This window comes from Pseudomonas sp. PI1, assembly GCF_000812405.1.
Taxonomy (GTDB): domain Bacteria; phylum Pseudomonadota; class Gammaproteobacteria; order Pseudomonadales; family Pseudomonadaceae; genus Pseudomonas; species Pseudomonas citronellolis.
In genome coordinates this window covers 133,174-151,748 of the sequence record NZ_JWMC01000011.1, presented here as the reverse complement: position 1 = coordinate 151,748, position 18,575 = coordinate 133,174, and the positions used below count along the sequence as shown (strand labels likewise).

General features: G+C 68.8%; 12 protein-coding genes. 9 read left to right on the top strand and 3 right to left on the bottom strand.

Translation table 11 applies throughout. The annotated features are described in order from the left end of the window. Nucleotides 1-119: 119 nt before the first annotated feature. The 3 genes from qhpE to RN02_RS04765 are packed head-to-tail and all read right to left on the bottom strand — an operon-like array spanning nucleotide 120 to nucleotide 4,421. Nucleotides 120-788: a subtilisin-like serine protease QhpE gene (gene qhpE, locus RN02_RS04775; protein ID WP_043313325.1), complete on the bottom strand. Its 669-nt coding sequence runs from the start codon at nucleotides 786-788 to the stop codon at nucleotides 120-122. Then, nucleotides 781-2,514 carry an ABC transporter ATP-binding protein gene (locus tag RN02_RS04770; RefSeq protein ID WP_043313324.1) on the bottom strand — a complete coding sequence of 578 codons (1,734 nt, stop codon included), beginning with the start codon at nucleotides 2,512-2,514 and terminating at the stop codon, nucleotides 781-783. The genes qhpE and RN02_RS04770 overlap by 8 nt, the downstream gene beginning before the upstream one ends. Then, nucleotides 2,514-4,421: a sigma-54-dependent Fis family transcriptional regulator gene (locus RN02_RS04765; RefSeq protein WP_043313323.1), complete on the bottom strand. Its 1,908-nt coding sequence runs from the start codon at nucleotides 4,419-4,421 to the stop codon at nucleotides 2,514-2,516. The genes RN02_RS04770 and RN02_RS04765 overlap by 1 nt, the downstream gene beginning before the upstream one ends. Before the next feature lie 210 nt (nucleotides 4,422-4,631). Between RN02_RS04765 and RN02_RS04760 the strand changes: the two genes are divergently transcribed. The 9 genes from RN02_RS04760 (at nucleotide 4,632) to RN02_RS04720 (ending at nucleotide 18,373) form a co-directional block, all read left to right on the top strand. Next, nucleotides 4,632-5,024, top strand: coding sequence for a MerR family transcriptional regulator (locus tag RN02_RS04760; protein WP_009622686.1), 393 nt, complete (start codon nucleotides 4,632-4,634; stop codon nucleotides 5,022-5,024). A gap of 43 nt (nucleotides 5,025-5,067) precedes the next feature. Then, complete coding sequence (locus tag RN02_RS04755) at nucleotides 5,068-6,231, top strand: isovaleryl-CoA dehydrogenase (protein WP_043313322.1); 1,164 nt, start codon at nucleotides 5,068-5,070, stop codon at nucleotides 6,229-6,231. A 92-nt stretch (nucleotides 6,232-6,323) separates the two neighbouring features. Beyond that, complete coding sequence (locus RN02_RS04750) at nucleotides 6,324-7,931, top strand: carboxyl transferase domain-containing protein (protein WP_043313321.1); 1,608 nt, start codon at nucleotides 6,324-6,326, stop codon at nucleotides 7,929-7,931. A gap of 74 nt (nucleotides 7,932-8,005) precedes the next feature. Next, complete coding sequence (locus RN02_RS04745; RefSeq protein ID WP_043313319.1) at nucleotides 8,006-8,803, top strand: gamma-carboxygeranoyl-CoA hydratase; 798 nt, start codon at nucleotides 8,006-8,008, stop codon at nucleotides 8,801-8,803. Between the two features lie 88 nt (nucleotides 8,804-8,891). Next, entirely contained in the window at nucleotides 8,892-10,841 is a 1,950-nt protein-coding gene (locus tag RN02_RS04740) for an acetyl/propionyl/methylcrotonyl-CoA carboxylase subunit alpha (protein WP_043313318.1), read from the top strand. Between the two features lie 228 nt (nucleotides 10,842-11,069). Beyond that, complete coding sequence (locus RN02_RS04735; RefSeq protein WP_043313317.1) at nucleotides 11,070-11,972, top strand: hydroxymethylglutaryl-CoA lyase; 903 nt, start codon at nucleotides 11,070-11,072, stop codon at nucleotides 11,970-11,972. A 477-nt stretch (nucleotides 11,973-12,449) separates the two neighbouring features. Continuing rightward, nucleotides 12,450-13,682, top strand: a complete 1,233-nt coding sequence (gene mexE / locus RN02_RS04730; protein WP_043313316.1) for a multidrug efflux RND transporter periplasmic adaptor subunit MexE — start codon at nucleotides 12,450-12,452, stop codon at nucleotides 13,680-13,682. 117 nt (nucleotides 13,683-13,799) lie between these two features. Next, a complete protein-coding gene (locus tag RN02_RS04725; protein WP_043313314.1) occupies nucleotides 13,800-16,985 on the top strand; it encodes an efflux RND transporter permease subunit in 3,186 nt (1,061 codons plus the stop codon). Further along, entirely contained in the window at nucleotides 16,982-18,373 is a 1,392-nt protein-coding gene (locus tag RN02_RS04720) for an efflux transporter outer membrane subunit (RefSeq protein ID WP_052267645.1), read from the top strand. The genes RN02_RS04725 and RN02_RS04720 overlap by 4 nt, the downstream gene beginning before the upstream one ends. The last annotated feature ends 202 nt before the right edge of the window (nucleotides 18,374-18,575 follow it).

Sequence of the window (18,575 nt, the reverse complement as noted above, 5' to 3'; positions counted from 1 at the left end):
TCCGAGTCATCCTGCTACTCCGACGTGGCCGGCGGAATGTCGAACCTCGCCGCCGCTCCGTACAGTCCCCTCTCCCTCCGGGAGAGGGCTGGGGTGAGGGAAAGGAACCCAACCCCCACTCATAAGCTCACCTTCCGCTCGATCCCCTTGTACACAGCCCCCTCCCGCATCAACGCCAACAATTCTTCATTCGACACCCCCGGCCGCTCCCCCAGCAAAGCCGCCAGATGCCCACAAAAAGCCGCACACCCCAAACTCGCCCCCGCCTGCCCCGCAACCCGCACAGCCGCTCCGAAATCCGCCTGCGTACTCCCCAGCCACGACCACTCCCCCTCGCCACAACGCGCATCCCCGGTCACCCGCACCACCCCCGGATAGGCCGCCGGAAACACCGGCTCGCCCCGCGCCGGGCTGGACGCACAGACCAGAACGCCCGCCTCCACCAGTTCGGCGACGGCCTCGCGGAGGATCGGCCGATCCTGGCGCACCCCCAGGCTCAGGTTGACCACACGCACAGCCTGCCCGCCCAGCCACTGCAACGCAGCCGCAATCTGCAACGGGCTGGTCACGCCACGCCCATCGAACACCTGGGCCACGCTGAAACGCGCTTGCGGCGCCCGGGCAAGCACCGCCTGGATCACCGCCGAGCCATGGTCCAGGGCATCGGCCGCCAATGGCAGTCGCTCCAGTCCATCATCGGCCAGACAGAAACGCTGCCCAGCCACCACGCAACCCGCCTGCTCCAGGGCATGGCCACTGTCGACCACCCCCACCAGCACCTCAGCCACCCTGCCCTCCCACGGCCACCAGCGGCACCTCGCGCACGCTCAGCCGGCCGTCCTGCAGCTCCAGGCGCAGGTCGGCCTCGGCCAATGTCGAGGGGCGGTGGCTGACGAGGATGCGCGTGCGCCCGGCGAACAGCCGGTCGATGGCGGCTATCACCTCGCGCTCGGTGCTTTCGTCCACCTGCGAGGTGGCTTCGTCGAGGATCAGCACCAGCGGGTCCTGCAGCAGCGCGCGGGCGATGGCGATGCGCTGCTTTTGCCCGCCGGACAATTGCTGGCCACGCTCGCCCAGGGGGCTGTCGAGGCCTTCGGGCAGGCTGGCGATCAGGCCGTCCAGCTGCGCCAGGGTCGCCACCCTTTCGATCTCCTCGCGGCTGACGTGGGGCGCGCTGTACGACAGGTTGTCCGCCAGGCTGCCGCGGAACAGCACCAGCTCCTGGCTGACCACGGCGATGCGCCGGCGCAGCTCGAACAGGTCCAGCTCGCGCAGGTCCACGCCGTCCAGCAGGATGCGGCCCTGGTCCGGGTCGTAGAAGCGTTGCAGCAGGTCGGTCAGGGTCGACTTGCCGACGCCCGAGGGCCCGCTCAGGGCCACCTTGCGCCCGGCCGGAATGCAGGCGTCCACCTGGTCCAGCAAGGGCTGGCTGCGGCCGGCGTGGTTGAAGCTCACGCCTTGCAGGCGCAGTTCGCCGACGCTCGGCATCGGCCTGGGCTGCGCCGGCGACGCCACGCCCGGCGCCTCGCCGCGCAGTTCCATCACCCGGCCCAGGCTGACGGTCATGCGTTGCAGCGCCACGTACAGGCCCAGCAGGCTCTGCACCGGGCCGATGGCCATGCCCAGGTAGGTGGAGAAGGCGATCAGCGAGCCCAGCTGCCAGGTGCCCTGCACCACCCAGTAGCCGCCGACCAGAAAGGCGCAGGCGCGCGACAGCGACATCAGCGTCCCCGGCAGCGCCTGGGTGAAGAATTCGGTCAGTTGCAGGCGCAGCAGCTGGCCCAGGTAACCCTGGCCCAGCCCTTCCAGGCGCTGCGCCTCGCGGCCCTGCTGGCCGGCGGACTGGATGAACTTCATCGCCGGCAGGGTCTCGACGAAGAACGACGACAGGTCGGCCGAGCGCTCGCGCAGCTGGCGCGCCTCGCGCTCGACCTTCTTGCGCATCCAGCGCAGCCAGAGCACGTCCAGCGGGATCAGCACGGCGACCAGCAGCGACAGTTGCCAACTGAGCGTCAGCAGCAATGCCAGCGAGCCGACCAGGCCGATCACGGCGGACACCGCGGAGAACAGCGAGTCCACCGCGAAGCGCTGGATTTCGGCGACGTCGCCGTCCAGCCGCGACATCAGGTCGCCGATGCGGCGGCGGGCGAAGAAGGTCGGCGAGAGGCTTTGCAGGTGGCGGTACAGCGCGTCGCGCAGGGCGAACAGGATGCGCCCGGAGAGCCGCGTGTGCAGGTAGCGGTTGAGCCCCGACAGCACGGTGCCGACCAGCCCGACCACGATCATCACCCCGGCCAGCAGCGCCAGCAGGGGGAAGTCGCGGGCCAGCAGGCCGTCGTCGATCAGCAGCTTGGTCAGCCAGGGTTGCGCCAGGGCCAGCAGCGAGGCGCACAGGGCCAGGCCGAGCAGGCCGAGGATGGCCAGGCGCTGCGGGCGGACGAAGCCGTACAGCCAGTGCAGCGCCTCCTTGAGGGCCTTGGGGTCGTCGCTGTCGATCAGGCGGGTGAAGAACATCAGCCGCCCTTCAGTTGCTTGAGCTTGCGGTACAGGGTGGCGCGGCTGATGCCCAGGGCGTCGGCGGCCGCCGAGACGTTGCCCTGGTGGCGGTCCAGGGCCTGGCGGATCAGCTCCATCTCGGTCTCGCGGATGCGCCCGCAGGGTTGCCGTTCGCCGGCGGCGAGTTCTTCCAGGGTGCTGTCCGGCAGGTGCTCCAGGCCCAGGGTGTTTTCGCCCGGCTCGCGCATGGCCAGGGCGGTGCGCAGCACCATTTCCAGCTGGCGGATGTTGCCCGGCCAGTGGTAGTCGGCCAGCAGCGCGAAGAGTTCGTCGTCCAGCCGCGCCTCGGGCGCGCCCAGCTTGGCCAGCAGGCCCTGGGCCAGCTGGCCGAGGTCGTCGCGCTCGCGCAGCGCCGGCAGGCGCACGCTGATGCCGTTGACGCGGTAGTAGAGGTCTTCGCGGAACTGCTTCTCTTCCACCTGGCGCTTGAGGTCGCGGTGGGTGGCGCAGATCAGCGCTACATCAATGTCCTGCTCCTCGCCCGCGCCCAGCGGCGCCACCTTGCGCTCCTGCAGCACGCGCAGCAGGCGGGCCTGCAGGGCCAGGGGCATGTCGCCGATCTCGTCGAGGAACAGGGTGCCGCCGTGGGCCTGCTGCAGGCGGCCGACCATGCCGCCGCGGCGCGAGCCGGTGAAGGCGCCCTCGCGGTAGCCGAACAGTTCGGATTCGATCAGCCCTTCGGGGATGGCCGCGCAGTTCACCGCGATGAACGGCTTGCCGGAGCGCGCACTGCTCTGGTGCAGGGCGCGCGCCACCACTTCCTTGCCGCTGCCGGTCTCGCCCAGCAGCAGCACCGGCAGTTCGTTCAGCAGGCCCTGGCGGGCCATGCGCAAAGCGCGGGCGTAGCGCGGGTTGCCGCCGGCCAGGGCTTCCAGATCCGGCGCGGCCGGGGCCGGGCGCTGCGGCTGGCGCGCCGGCACCGACACCGCGCTGGCGCGCAGCGGCGCCTGCAGCACCTTGTAGAAGAACTCGCCCTTGGCCGTCTGCAGGCTGCCCAGGGCGCCGGATTGCAGGCGCGCGAGCAGTTGCTCGCCCCTGGCGCCCAGCAGGTCTTCGCAGCGGCGCCCGACCAGCGTTTCGCGCGGCGCGCCGAGCAACTGGCAGGCCGGCGTGCTGAGGGCCAGGATGCGGCCCTCCAGGCTCAGCGCCAGCAGGCCCTGCCAGGGCGAATCCAGGTACTGGCGGCGGCTGTGGAAGGACAGCACCACCTGCCCCGGGAAGCTGGCGGCGAACAGCCGCTCCTCGATCTGCACCGCGGCGCGGTTGAGCAGGCTGAGGCTTTCCACCGGGCCGGCCAGGGGGCCTTCGCGGGTCAGGTCGAGCACCCCGAGCAGATTGCCCTGGGGGCAACTGATGGGCACGGAGGTGCAGGAGAAGCGGCTGAGCCGCTCCAGGTAGTGCTCGCCGCAGTCGATCTGGGTGGCGCGGCCTTCCACCAGGGCGGTGCCCAGGGCGTTGGTGCCGCGCGCGGCCTCGCTCCAGCAGGCGCCCGGGGTGATGTCTTCCAGGCCGATGCGGCGCAGGCGCTCGTGGGCGCCGGCCACCGAGACGATGGTGGCGTCGGCGTTGGCCAGGATCACCAGGGCGTCGTGGCCCTGGCGCTGGCGCAGGAAGTCCAGCTCGGGGGTGGCGGCGTCGAGCAGCAGGCGGTTGTTCTCCAGCAGCAGCTCGATGCCGGCGCGGTTGTCCAGCTCCTGGTCGTTGCTGCTGCCGCAGTCCAGGCCGTGGCCCAGGCTGCGCCGCCAGGAGGCGTCGATTTCCTCGCGCAGCACGCCGGCGGGTAGCTCGCCCTCGCGCTGCAGGCGTTCGCGGGCCCGGTGGGCCTCGCGCAGCAGGTCGCTGCCTATTGTTCTTGTCATGTCGATCTCGGCTCCGCTTGCCCGCGCGGTGCGTTGCCGCGCGGGACGTCAGGCTGGTCAGGGACTGTCTACACCCGTCCTCCCCTTCAGTAAAGAGGACTCCCGGTTGCCCGGCAACGCACGCAATTAGCGGGCCAGCCGGTCGGCGGCGAAGTGATTGACAGCCCCTCGACGCAGGTTTACGTTAACGTAAAGGTAAACGAACGAGCAAGCCCGATGCCGACCACCTACAGCATTTCCGACCTGGCCCGCGAACTGGACGTCACCACCCGCGCCATCCGCTTCTACGAGGAGCAAGGTATGCTCAGCCCCGAGCGCCGCGGCCAGGAGCGCATCTACAGCCCCAAGGACCTGGTGGCGCTGAAGCTGATCCTGCGCGGCAAGCGCATCGGCTTCTCGCTGGCCGAGTGCAAGGAGCTGATCGACCTCTACGACCCCAGCAGCGGCAACCGCAAGCAGCTCGAGACCTTCATGGGCAAGATCGCCGCGCGCCGCGCGCAGCTGGAGCAGCAGCTGCTCGACATCGAGCAGATGAAGCTGGAACTGGACACGGCCGAGGAGCGCTGCCTGGCGGCCCTGGCCGAGACCGAGAAGAAACAGCGCGCCTGAGCGCGCCCTACCCTTATCCAAGTACAAGAAAGCAGGTGCAACCATGAGCTACCCGTCCCTCAACTTCGGCCTCGGCGAAACCATCGACATGCTCCGCGAGCAGGTGCAGGGCTTCGTCGCCAGCGAACTGGCCCCGCGCGCCGCGCAGATCGACGCCGACAACCTGTTCCCCATGGACATGTGGAAGAAGTTCGGCGACATGGGCCTGCTCGGCATCACCGTCAGCGAGGAATACGGCGGCGCCAACATGGGCTACCTGGCCCACGTCATTGCCATCGAGGAGATCAGCCGCGGCTCGGCCTCGGTCGGCCTGTCCTACGGCGCGCACTCCAACCTGTGCGTCAACCAGATCAAGCGCAACGGCAATGCCGAACAGAAAGCGAAATACCTGCCCAAGCTGATCAGCGGCGAGCACGTCGGCGCGCTGGCCATGAGCGAGCCCAACGCCGGCTCCGACGTGGTCTCCATGAAGCTGCGCGCCGACAAGCGCGGCGACCGCTTCGTGCTCAACGGCAGCAAGACCTGGATCACCAACGGCCCGGACGCCAACACCTACGTGATCTACGCCAAGACCGAGCCGGAAAAGGGCGCCCACGGTATCACCGCGTTCATCGTCGAGCGCGACTGGAAGGGCTTCAGCCGCGGCAACAAGTTCGACAAGCTGGGCATGCGCGGCTCGAACACCTGCGAGCTGTTCTTCGACGATGTGGAAGTGCCGGAAGAGAACGTGCTGGGCGCGGTCAACGGCGGCGTGAAGGTGCTGATGAGCGGCCTGGACTACGAGCGCGTGGTGCTTGCCGGCGGCCCGATCGGCATCATGCAGGCGTGCATGGACGTGATCGTCCCCTACATCCACGACCGCAAGCAGTTCGGCCAGAGCATAGGCGAATTCCAGCTGATCCAGGGCAAGGTCGCCGACATGTACACCCAGCTAAACGCCAGCCGCGCCTACCTGTACGCGGTGGCCCAGGCCTGCGACCGTGGCGAGACCACCCGCAAGGACGCCGCCGGGGTGATCCTCTACACCGCCGAGCGCGCGACGCAAATGGCCCTGGACGCGATCCAGATCCTCGGCGGCAACGGCTACATCAACGAGTTCCCCACCGGCCGCCTGCTGCGCGACGCCAAGCTCTACGAGATCGGCGCCGGCACCAGCGAGATCCGTCGGATGTTGATTGGGCGCGAGCTCTTTAACGAAACCAAATAACGATAAAAGCCGCTGGAGGCTGAAGGCTGGACGAAAAAGCCGCTCCAGTCCTCGTCCAGCCTCCAGCCTACAGCGCTCTTCTCGAGGTTTTCATGGCCCTACTGCATACCCAGATCAACCCGCGCTCCCCCGAATACGCCGCCAACGCCGCGACCATGCTGGAGAGCGTTCAGGACCTGCGCGCCCTGCTCGGCCGCGTGCATGAAGGCGGCGGCGCCGCTGCCCAGGCCAAGCACAGCGCGCGCGGCAAGCTGCTGGTGCGCGAGCGTATCAACCGCCTGCTCGACGCCGGCTCGCCGTTCCTCGAAGTCTCCGCCCTCGCCGCCCACGAGGTGTACGGCGAGGAGGTGGCCGCCGCCGGCGTGGTCGCCGGCATCGGCCGCGTGGAAGGCGTGGAATGTATGATCGTCGGCAACGACGCCACGGTGAAGGGCGGCAGCTACTACCCGCTGACCGTGAAGAAGCACCTGCGCGCCCAGGCCATCGCCCAGCAGAACCGCCTGCCGTGTATCTACCTGGTGGACTCCGGCGGCGCCAACCTGCCACGCCAGGACGAGGTATTCCCCGACCGCGAGCACTTCGGGCGGATTTTCTTCAACCAGGCCAACATGAGCGCCCAGGGCATCCCGCAGATCGCCGTGGTGATGGGCTCGTGCACCGCCGGCGGCGCCTACGTGCCGGCGATGAGCGACGAGACCATCATGGTCCGCGAGCAGGCCACCATCTTCCTCGCCGGCCCGCCGCTGGTGAAGGCCGCCACCGGCGAGGTGGTCAGCGCCGAGGACCTGGGCGGCGCCGACGTGCACTGCAAGACGTCCGGCGTGGCCGACCACTACGCCGAGGACGACGAGCACGCCCTGGCCATCGCCCGCCGCTGCATCGCCAACCTCAACTGGACCAAGCAGGGCAAGCTCAACACCCAGCCCCCGCGCGCGCCGCTGTACCCGGCCGAGGAGCTGTACGGGGTGATTCCGGTGGACAGCAAGCAGCCCTTCGACGTGCGCGAGATCATCGCCCGTCTGGTCGACGGCAGCGAGTTCGACGAGTTCAAGGCGCTGTTCGGCACCACCCTGGTGTGCGGCTTCGCCCACCTGCACGGCTACCCCATCGCCATCCTGGCGAACAACGGCATCCTCTTCGCCGAGGCCGCGCAGAAAGGCGCGCACTTCATCGAACTGGCCTGCCAGCGCGGCATCCCGCTGCTGTTCCTGCAGAACATCACCGGCTTCATGGTCGGCCAGAAGTACGAGGCCGGCGGCATCGCCAAGCACGGCGCCAAGCTGGTCACCGCGGTGGCCTGCGCCCAGGTGCCGAAGTTCACCGTGATCATCGGCGGCAGCTTCGGCGCCGGCAATTACGGCATGTGCGGCCGCGCCTACGACCCGCGCTTCCTGTGGATGTGGCCCAACGCACGGATCGGCGTGATGGGCGGCGAGCAGGCCGCAGGCGTGCTCGCCCAGGTCAAGCGCGAGCAGGCCGAGCGCGCCGGCAATACGCTGAGCGCCGAGGACGAGGCGAAGATCAAGGCGCCGATCCTCGCCCAGTACGAGCGCCAGGGGCACCCCTACTACTCCAGCGCGCGGCTGTGGGACGACGGCGTGATCGACCCGGCGCAGACCCGCGAAGTGCTCGCCCTGGCCCTGTCCGCCTCGCTCAACGCGCCTATCGAACCGACCCGCTTCGGCGTATTCAGGATGTAAGAAAGCTGGAAGCTTGAAGCCGGAAGTCGCGCGGCTTTCGCTTCCAGCTTTCGGCTTCCAGCCAGGAAACGACCATGCCTACTTACGAAAACATCCAGCTAGAGAAAGACGACCGCGGCGTAGCCACCCTGTGGCTGAACCGCCCGGACAAGAACAACGCCTTCAACGCCCAGACCATCGCCGAGCTGATCCGGGCGCTGGACCAGGTGAGCGACGACGCCGAAGTGCGCCTGCTGGTGCTGCGCGGCCGCGGCAGGCACTTCTGCGGCGGCGCCGACCTGGCCTGGATGCAGGAGGCGGTGAAGCTCGACTACCAGGGCAACCTCGCCGACGCCCAGCAACTGGCCGAGCTGCTGAACAACCTGCACCTGCTGAAGAAACCGACCCTGGCCGTGGTCCAGGGCGCAGCCTTCGGCGGCGGCGTGGGCCTGGTGGCCTGCTGCGACATGGCCCTGGGCAGCGAGCAGGCGCAGTTCTGCCTGTCCGAGGTGCGCATCGGGCTGATCCCGGCGACCATCGGGCCCTTCGTGACCAAGGCCATCGGCCAGCGTGCGGCCACCCGCTACGCCCTCACCGCCGAGCGCTTCGACGGTGCCCGCGCCCGCGAACTGGGCCTGCTGGACGAGTGCTACGCCGCCGAGGAGCTGGAGGAGAAGGTCGAGGCCTGGGTCGCCAACCTGCTGAACAACAGTCCGGCCGCGCTGGTGGCCTGCAAGGCGCTGTTCCAGGAGATCGGCAGCGGAGAATTGAGCCCCAACCTGCGCCGCTACACCGAGGCCGCCATCGCCCGCATCCGCATCAGCCCCGAGGGCCAGGAAGGGCTGCACGCCTTCCTCGAGAAACGCAAACCGAAATGGCAGAAGAGCAGCTAGAAGCTTGAAGCCGGAAGCTTGAAGCGGGAGTGCTCTTCAGCTTCCAGCTTATAGCTTCCGGCTTCCAGCTCTTCAACGGAGCAAAACAATGATTACAACGCTACTGGTGGCCAACCGCGGCGAGATCGCCTGCCGGGTGATGCGCACCGCCAAGGCCCTGGGCCTGACCACCGTCGCCGTGCACAGCGCCACCGACCGCCAGGCCCGCCACGTCGAGGAGGCGGACATCGCCATCGACCTGGGCGGCGCCAAGCCCGCCGAATCCTACCTGCGCGCCGACGCCGTGCTGGCCGCGGCCAAGGCCGCCGGCGCCCAGGCCATCCACCCCGGCTACGGCTTCCTCTCGGAGAACGCCGGCTTCGCCCGCGCCTGCGAAGAGGCCGGGCTGGTGTTCCTCGGCCCGCCGGCCAGCGCCATCGACGCCATGGGCAGCAAGTCCGCGGCCAAAGCGCTGATGGAAGACGCCGGCGTGCCCCTGGTGCCCGGCTACCACGGCGAGGCCCAGGACTACCCGACCTTCCAGCGCGAAGCCGCGCGCATCGGCTACCCGGTGCTGCTCAAGGCCGCCGCCGGCGGTGGCGGCAAGGGCATGAAGGTGGTGGAACGCGAAAGCGAACTGGCCGAGGCCCTGGAATCCGCCCAGCGCGAGGCGCAGTCCGGCTTCGGCGACTCGCGCATGCTGGTGGAGAAATACCTGACCAAGCCGCGCCACGTGGAAATCCAGGTGTTCGCCGACCAGCACGGCAACTGCCTGTACCTCAACGAGCGCGACTGCTCGATCCAGCGCCGCCACCAGAAGGTGGTCGAGGAAGCCCCCGCCCCCGGCCTCTCGGTGGAACTGCGCCGCGGCATGGGCGAGGCCGCCGTGCGCGCCGCCCAGGCCATCGGCTACGTCGGCGCCGGCACCGTGGAATTCCTCTACGACGAAGGCAGCGGCCAGTTCTTCTTCATGGAAATGAACACCCGCCTGCAGGTGGAACACCCGGTCACCGAGGCCATTACCGGCCTCGACCTGGTGGCCTGGCAGATTCGCGTGGCCCGTGGCGAGCCGCTGCCGATCAGCCAGGAGCAGGTGCCGCTGAACGGCCACGCCATCGAAGTGCGCCTCTACGCCGAGGACCCGGAAGGCGGCTTCCTGCCCGCCAGCGGCCACCTGGCGCTGTACCGCGAACCGCCGGCCGGCCCCGGCCGCCGGGTGGACAGCGGCATCCGCGAGGGCGACGACATCTCGCCGTTCTACGACCCCATGCTGGCCAAGCTGATCGCCTGGGGCGAGAACCGCGAGGAAGCCCGCCAGCGCCTGCTGGCGATGCTGAGCGAAACCGCCGTGGGCGGCTTCAAGACCAACCTGGCGTTCCTGCGCCGCGTGCTGGCCCACCCGGCCTTCGCCGCCGCCGAGCTGGACACCGGCTTCATCGCCCGCCACCAGGAGCAACTGCTGCCGGCGCCCGGCGAACTGCCGCCGCAATTCTGGCAACTGGCCGGCGAAGCCTGGGCCCAGAGCGAGGCCGAACGTGTGCGCGGCGACGACGCCCACTCCCCTTGGAGCGCCCGCGACGGCTGGCGCAGCGGCCTGCCGGGGGAAACCGACCTGCACCTGCTGGCCAAGGGCGAATCCCAGGTGGTGCGCCTGCGCCATGCCGATGGCGTGCGCGGCGCGACGCTCAAGGGCGAATGGCTGGAAGTGGACCTCGACGGCCTGCGCCGCCGCCACCTGGCCCTGCGCCAGGGCGACAGCCTGTACCTGGAATGGCAGGGCGAACTGGTGCCGGTGCGCCGCTACGACGCCATCGCCGAGGCCGAAGCCGCCCACGCCCACCACGGCGGCCTGGGCGCGCCGATGAACGGCAGCATCGTGCGCATCCTGGTCCAGCCCGGGCAAAGCGTGGAAGCCGGCACCGCCCTGGTGGTGCTGGAAGCCATGAAGATGGAACACAGCATTCGCGCGCCGCACGCCGGCGTGGTGAAATCGCTGTATTGCAGCGAAGGCGAACTGGTGGCCGAGGGTACGGCGCTGGTCGAACTGGAAGAGGCCTGACCCTTGCGTAGGGCGTATAACGCTCCGCGTTATACGCCGTTTGGCCTTGGCTCCCGGCGCGATGCGGATTTGGTCACGGAGCGTTTGTTCCAGAGCCTTCCAGTTCGACCGGGAAGCCGGGCATGAGATCGGTGTAGCGGCGGATAACCGCGAACGGTTATTCGCCCTACGCTCCGCCCGCCACCGCTGCGCAGGACAGTCCCCCACAGAACACAACGAGGACCCAGCATGCCCCTGCCCCAACACGTCCGCCTGGTCGAAGTCGGCCCGCGCGACGGCCTGCAGAACGAGAAACAGCCCATCAGCGTCGCCGACAAGGTGCGCCTGGTGGACGACCTGAGCGCCGCCGGCCTGGCCTACGTCGAAGTCGGCAGCTTCGTCTCGCCCAAGTGGGTGCCGCAGATGGCCGGCTCCGCCGAAGTCTTCGCCGGCATCCAGCAGAAACCCGGCGTCACCTACGCCGCCCTGGCGCCCAACCTCAAGGGCTTCGAGGCCGCGCTGCAGGCCGGGGTGAAGGAAGTGGCAGTATTCGCCGCCGCCTCCGAGGCCTTCTCGCAGAAGAACATCAACTGCTCGATCAAGGAGAGCCTGGAACGCTTCGTGCCGGTGATGGACGCCGCCCGCGAGCACGGCATCCGCGTGCGCGGCTACGTGTCCTGCGTGCTCGGCTGCCCCTACCAGGGCGAGGTGGACGTGCAGCAGGTCGCCGCCGTGGCCGCTGAGCTGGACGCCATGGGCTGCTACGAAGTCTCCCTGGGCGACACCATCGGCGTCGGCACCGCCGGCGCCACCCGCTCCATGTTCGAAACGGTCGGCGCCCGCGTGCCGCGCGAACGCCTGGCCGGGCACTTCCACGACACCTACGGCCAGGCCCTGGCGAACATCTATGCCAGCCTGCTGGAAGGCATCGCGGTGTTCGACAGCTCGGTCGCCGGCCTCGGCGGCTGCCCCTACGCCAAGGGCGCCACCGGCAACGTGGCGACCGAGGATGTGCTCTACCTGCTAAACGGCCTGGGCATCCACACCGGCATCGACCTCGACGCCCTGATCGCCGCCGGCCAGCGCATCTGCCAGGTGCTCGGCAAGGAAAACGGCTCCCGCGTGGCCCGCGCCCGCCTGGCCAAGGCCTGATCCCGCGCCGCTATCGCTCGGTCATGGCGATGGGTATCGCTTCGCTCAACCCATCCTACGATGGCGTCTCTCCTGTAGCCTGGGGCGCATAACGCCCCAGGCATATCAGGATGACTCCGGCTTCGCCGCCCGCGCCGGACGGCCCCCTCTCCCTCTGGGAGAGGGCTGGGGTGAGGGTTGCGGACTTCGCCGACACTCCGCTGCCAACCCTGCACTCCGCTCCCCCTCCCTAACCCTCCCCCGCAAGCGGGAGAGGGGACCGTTCGGCGTGAAGCGGAACCTGGAAGCTCCCTGAATCCATGTACGCAAACGGCCCACCGCACAGCGAGTAGCAGAAAATCCCCCATCGATTGATACGGATAATGCAACAGGGTTTATCACTGGCCGTGATAATAAGAATGCTCCCGTTCGATTAGCGACTTAGACGCCTGGAACGCAGACTCCGCCCATTACAGAAAAAATGCCGGAGTCTTCCCCATGGAGCGTTCACCCAATTCCTTGCGTATCCCCCTCGCACTGGCCGCCGTCCTGGTGCTCAGCGCCTGCGGCAAGACCCAGGAAGCCGCGCAGAACATGCCCGCGCCCAAGGTCAGCGTCGCCGAGGTCATCGAACAGCCGGTCAACGAGTGGGACGAGTTCACCGGCCGCCTGGAGGCGCCCGAATCCGTCGAGCTGCGCCCGCGCGTCTCCGGCTACATCGACAAGGTGACCTTCCGCGAAGGCGCCCTGGTGAAGAAGGGCGACCTGCTGTTCCAGATCGACCCGCGCCCGTTCCAGGCCGAGGTCCATCGCCTTGAGGCCCAGCTGGCGCAGGCCCGCGCCAACCAGACGCGCACCGCCAACGAAGCCGCCCGCGGCGACCGCCTGCGCGCCACCAACGCCATCTCCGCCGAGCTGGCCGACGCCCGCAGCGCCGCCGCCACCGAAGCCCGCGCCCAGGTCGCGGCGATCCAGGCCGAGCTGGACAACGCGCGGCTGAACCTGTCGTTCACCCAGATCACCGCGCCCATCGACGGCCGCGTCTCGCGCGCCGAAGTCACCGCCGGCAACCTGGTCAACGCCGGGCAGAGCCTGCTCACCACCCTGGTCTCCACCGACAAGGTCTACGCCTACTTCGACGCCGACGAGCGCGTCTACCTGAAGTACGTGGCCATGGCCCGCGCCGGCGGCCCGGACGCCCGCGGCAGCACCCCGGTGTACCTCGGCCTGACCGGCGAGGACGGCTTCCCGCACCTGGGCCGCCTGGACTTCCTCGACAACCAGGTCAACCCCAAGACCGGCACCATCCGCGGCCGCGCGGTGTTCGACAACAAGGACGGCCTCTACACCCCCGGCCTCTATGCGCGCATCAAGCTGGTCGGCTCCGGCACCTACGACGCCGCGCTGATCAAGGACGAAGCGGTCGGCACGGACCTTGGCAAGAAGTTCGTGCTGGTGGTCGGCGCCGATAGGAAGGTGGCCTACCGCGCCATCGAGCTGGGGCCGAAGCTGGAAGGCCTGCGCATCGTCCGCAGCGGCCTGGCCAAGGGCGACCGCATCGTGGTCAACGGCCTGCAGCGCGTGCGCCCCGGCGCCGAGGTGGATGCCCAGGGCGTGCCCATGGCCAGCCCGGACACCCTCGCCGCCCTCGCCCGCTCGCGCCAGGCGGTGGAAGACAGCGAGCCGCCGAAGGTCGCCGAACAGTCGCCGGGCAAGCCCAGCCGCATCTGACGACGACCCGCCCCTGAGCGGGGCACATCGACAACGCAGTACCCGGCCCTGGCCCCACCCAGGGCCGCGGGTGACCTTTTGCCCAGGGTTTAGCGCCCCGCGCGCCAGGAACGAACCATGAACTTCTCGCAATTCTTCGTGCAGCGGCCGATCTTCGCCGCCGTGCTCTCGCTGATCATCCTGATCGGCGGGGCCATCTCGCTGTTCCAGTTGCCGATCAGCGAATACCCCGAAGTGGTGCCGCCCACCGTGGTGGTGCGCGCCACCTTCCCCGGCGCCAACCCCAAGGTGATCGGCGAGACCGTCGCCGCGCCCCTGGAGCAGGCCATCACCGGCGTCGAGAACATGCTCTACATGTCCTCGCAGTCCACCGCCGACGGCAAGATGACGCTGACCATCACCTTCGCCCTGGGCACCGACCTGGACAACGCCCAGGTACAGGTGCAGAACCGCGTGACGCGCACCGAGCCGAAGCTGCCCGAGGAGGTCACCCACATCGGCATCACCGTCGACAAGGCCTCGCCCGACCTGACCATGGTCGTGCACCTGACCTCGCCGGACAACCGCTACGACATGCTCTACCTGTCCAACTACGCCATCCTCAACATCAAGGACGAGCTGGCGCGCCTGGACGGCGTGGGCGACGTGCAGCTGTTCGGCATGGGCGACTACTCGCTGCGCGTATGGCTGGACCCGAACAAGGTGGCCTCGCGCAACCTCACCGCCACCGACGTGGTCAACGCCATCCGCGAGCAGAACCGCCAGGTCGCCGCCGGCGCCCTCGGTGCGCCGCCCGCGCCCAGCGCCACCAGCTTCCAGCTGTCGATCAACACCCAGGGCCGCCTGGTCAGCGAGGAAGAGTTCGAGAACATCATCATCCGCAGCGGCCCCGACGGCGAGATCACCCGCCTGAAGGACATCGCCCGCATCGAGCTGGGCTCCAGCCAGTACGCCCTGCGCTCGCTGCTGGACAACCAGCCGGCGGTGGCCATCCCGATCTTCCAGCGCCCCGGCTCCAACGCCATCGCCATCTCCAACGAGGTGCGCGAGAAGATGGCCGAGCTGAAGAAGCAGTTCCCCCAGGGCGTGGACTACTCCATCGTCTATGACCCGACCATCTTCGTCCGCGGCTCCATCGAGGCGGTGGTGCACACCCTGTTCGAAGCCCTGGTGCTGGTGGTGCTGGTGGTGGTGCTGTTCCTCCAGACCTGGCGCGCGTCGATCATCCCGCTGGCCGCCGTGCCGGTGTCGCTGATCGGCACCTTCGCGGTGATGCACGCCTTCGGCTTCTCGCTCAACGCGCTGTCGCTGTTCGGCCTGGTGCTGGCCATCGGTATCGTGGTGGACGACGCCATAGTGGTCGTAGAGAACGTCGAGCGGAACATCGGCCTCGGGCTGACACCGATCGAGGCCACCAAGCGCGCCATGAAGGAAGTGACCGGGCCGATCATCGCCACCGCCCTGGTGCTGTGCGCCGTGTTCGTGCCGACCGCGTTCATCTCCGGCCTCACCGGGCAGTTCTACCGGCAGTTCGCGCTGACCATCGCGATCTCCACGGTGATCTCCGCGTTCAACTCGCTGACCCTGTCGCCAGCGCTGGCCGCCGTGCTGCTCAAGGGCCACCACGAGCCCAAGGACCGCTTCTCGCTGATCCTCGACAAGCTGCTGGGCAGTTGGCTGTTCCGCCCGTTCAACCGCTTCTTCGACCGCGCCAGCCATGGCTACGTCGGCACCGTCACCCGCGTGCTGCGCGGCAGTTCCATCGCCCTGTTCATCTACGCCGGGCTGATCGCCCTCACCTATCTGGGCTTCTCCAGCACCCCGACCGGCTTCGTGCCGCAGCAGGACAAGCAGTACCTGGTGGCCTTCGCCCAGTTGCCCGACGCGGCCACCCTCGACCGCACCGAGGCGGTGATCAAGCGCATGTCGGAAATCGCCGGCAAGCACCCGGGCATCGAGCACACCGTGTCCTTCCCGGGCCTGTCGATCAACGGCTTCACCAACAGCCCCAACAGCGGCATCGTCTTCACCCCGCTGAAGGACTTCGACCAGCGCAAGGGCCCGGGCATGTCCGCCGGCGAGATCGCCGCCGAGCTGAACAAGCAGTTCGCCGACATCCAGGACGCCTACATCGCCATCTTCCCGCCGCCGCCGGTACAGGGGCTGGGGACCATCGGCGGCTTCCGCGTGCAGGTCGAGGACCGCGGCAGCCTGGGCTACGAGGAGCTCTACACGCAGACCCAGAACATCCTCGCCAAGGCCCGCGCGCTGCCCGAGCTGAACCCCATGTCGGTGTTCACCAGCTACCAGGTGAACGTGCCGCAGGTGGACGCCGCCATCGACCGCGAGAAGGCCAAGACCCACGGCGTGGCCATCAGCGACATCTTCGACACCCTGCAGGTGTACCTGGGTTCGCTGTACGCCAACGACTTCAACCGCTTCGGCCGCACCTACCAGGTCAACGTCCAGGCCGACCAGCGCTTCCGCCTGGACCCGGAACAGATCGGCCAGCTGAAGGTGCGCAACAACCTCGGTGAAATGGTCCCCCTGGCCACCTTCATCAAGATCAGCGACACCTCCGGCCCCGACCGGGTGATGCACTACAACGGCTTCATCACCGCCGAGATCAACGGCGCCGCGGCGCCCGGCTACAGCTCCGGCCAGGCCGAGGCGGCGATGGAGAAACTGCTCAAGCAGGAACTGCCCAACGGCATGACCTACGAGTGGACCGACCTGACCTACCAGCAGATCCTCGCCGGCAACACCGCGGCCTTCGTCTTCCCGCTCTGCGTGCTGCTGGCCTTCCTGGTGCTGGCCGCGCTGTACGAGAGCTGGGGCCTGCCGCTGGCGGTGATCCTGATCGTGCCGATGACCCTGCTGTCGGCCATCGGCGGGGTGATAGTCGCCGGCGGCGACAACAACATCTTCACCCAGATCGGCCTGATCGTGCTGGTGGGCCTGGCGTGCAAGAACGCCATCCTCATCGTCGAGTTCGCCAAGGACAAGCAGGAAGAAGGCATGGACCGCGTCGCCGCCGTGCTGGAAGCCTGCCGCCTGCGCCTGCGGCCGATCCTGATGACCTCCATCGCCTTCATCATGGGCGTGGTGCCGCTGGTGCTGTCCACCGGCGCCGGCGCCGAGATGCGCCATGCCATGGGCGTCGCGGTGTTCTCCGGGATGCTCGGGGTGACCTTCTTCGGCCTGCTGCTGACACCGGTGTTCTACGTCCTCATCCGCCGCTTCATGGAAGCCCGCGAAGCGAAGAAACAAGCCCGCCTGACCCACGAGGCCAGCCACGCATGAACCTGAAACACTTCGCCCCGGCGCTGCTGGCCCTGAGCCTCAGCGCCTGCATGGTCGGCCCCGACTACCAGCAGCCGGACACCGCGCCGGCCAAGCTCGAAACCGGCGCGGCAGCCTTCGACCGCAGCCGCTTCGAGGACGCCTGGTGGAAACAGTTCGACGACCCGGTGCTGAGCCAGTTGGTCGACCAGGCCCTGAAGGAAAACCGCGAGCTGCGCGTGGCCTACGACCGCGTGCTGGCCTCGCGGGCGATCCGCGACGACGTCTCCAACGACCGCTTCCCCACCGTGACCAGCCGCGTCTCCTCGGAGGTCGGCAAGGGCCAGGTGCCCGGGCAGACCGAGGACCGCGTCAACCAGGAGCGCTACGACCTGGGCCTGGACATGATCTGGGAAGTCGACCTGTTCGGCCGCGTGCGCCGCGAACTGGAATCGGCCGACGCCCAGAGCCAGGCGGCCCAGGCCGACCTGCAGCAGCTGCAGGTCAGCCTGGTCGCCGAGCTGGCCGACGCCTACGGTCAACTGCGCGGCGCGCAGTTGAGGGAAGGCATCGCCCGCGACAACCTGAAGAACCAGCGCGAGTCCCGCGACCTGACCATTCAGCTGCGCGACAACGGCGTGGGCAACGAACTGGACGTGCAGCGCGCCGAGGCGCGCCTGGCCGCCACCGAAGCCACCCTGCCGCAACTGCAGGCCGAGGAAGTGCGCCAGCGCAACCGCATCGCCACCCTCCTCGGCCAGCGCCCGGACCAGCTCAGCGTGGACCTCTCGCCCAAACAGCTGCCGGCCATCGCCAAGGCCCTGCCGATCGGCGACCCGGGCGACCTGCTGCGCCGCCGCGCCGACGTCGCCGCCGCCGAACGCCGGCTGGCCGCGGCCACGGCGGATGTCGGCGTGGCCACCGCCGACCTGTTCCCGCGGGTGAGCCTCGGCGGCTTCCTCGGCTACACCGCCGGGCGCGGCTCGCAGATAGGCTCAGGCGCCGCCCGCGCCTGGGGCGTATCGCCGACCATCAGCTGGGCCGCCTTCGACCTGGGCAGCGTGCGCGCCCGCCTGCGCGCCTCCAGGGCCGACGCCGACGCCGCGCTCGCCAGCTACGAGCAGCAGGTGCTGCTGGCCCTGGAAGAGTCCTCCAACGCCTTCAGCGACTACGGCAAGCGCCAGCAGCGCATGCTGGTGCTGGTGCGCCAGTCCGAGGCCAGCCGCAAGGCCGCCGAACTGGCCGGCGTGCAATACCGCGAAGGCACCCTGGACTTCCTAAACCTGCTGGACGCCGAGCGCGAACAACTGGCCGCCGAAGACGCCCAGGCCCTGGCCGAAGTCGACGTCTACCGCGGCATAGTCGCCATCTACAAGGCCCTGGGCGGCGGCTGGCAACCCCGGGCCTGACAGGTTCCTCCCTGGCCACTCTCCGGCCACTTGGCCCCGCGACGCACGCTGCTGATCGCGGGGCTTTTTTATGCCCGGATGGGTTGAGCTTGCGAAACCCATGTGGCCGTGGCGATGGGTATCGCTTCGCTCAACCCATCCTACGACAGCATGTCTCCTGCACCTGTAGGAGCGAGCTTGCTCGCGAACGGAGTTTCCCGGT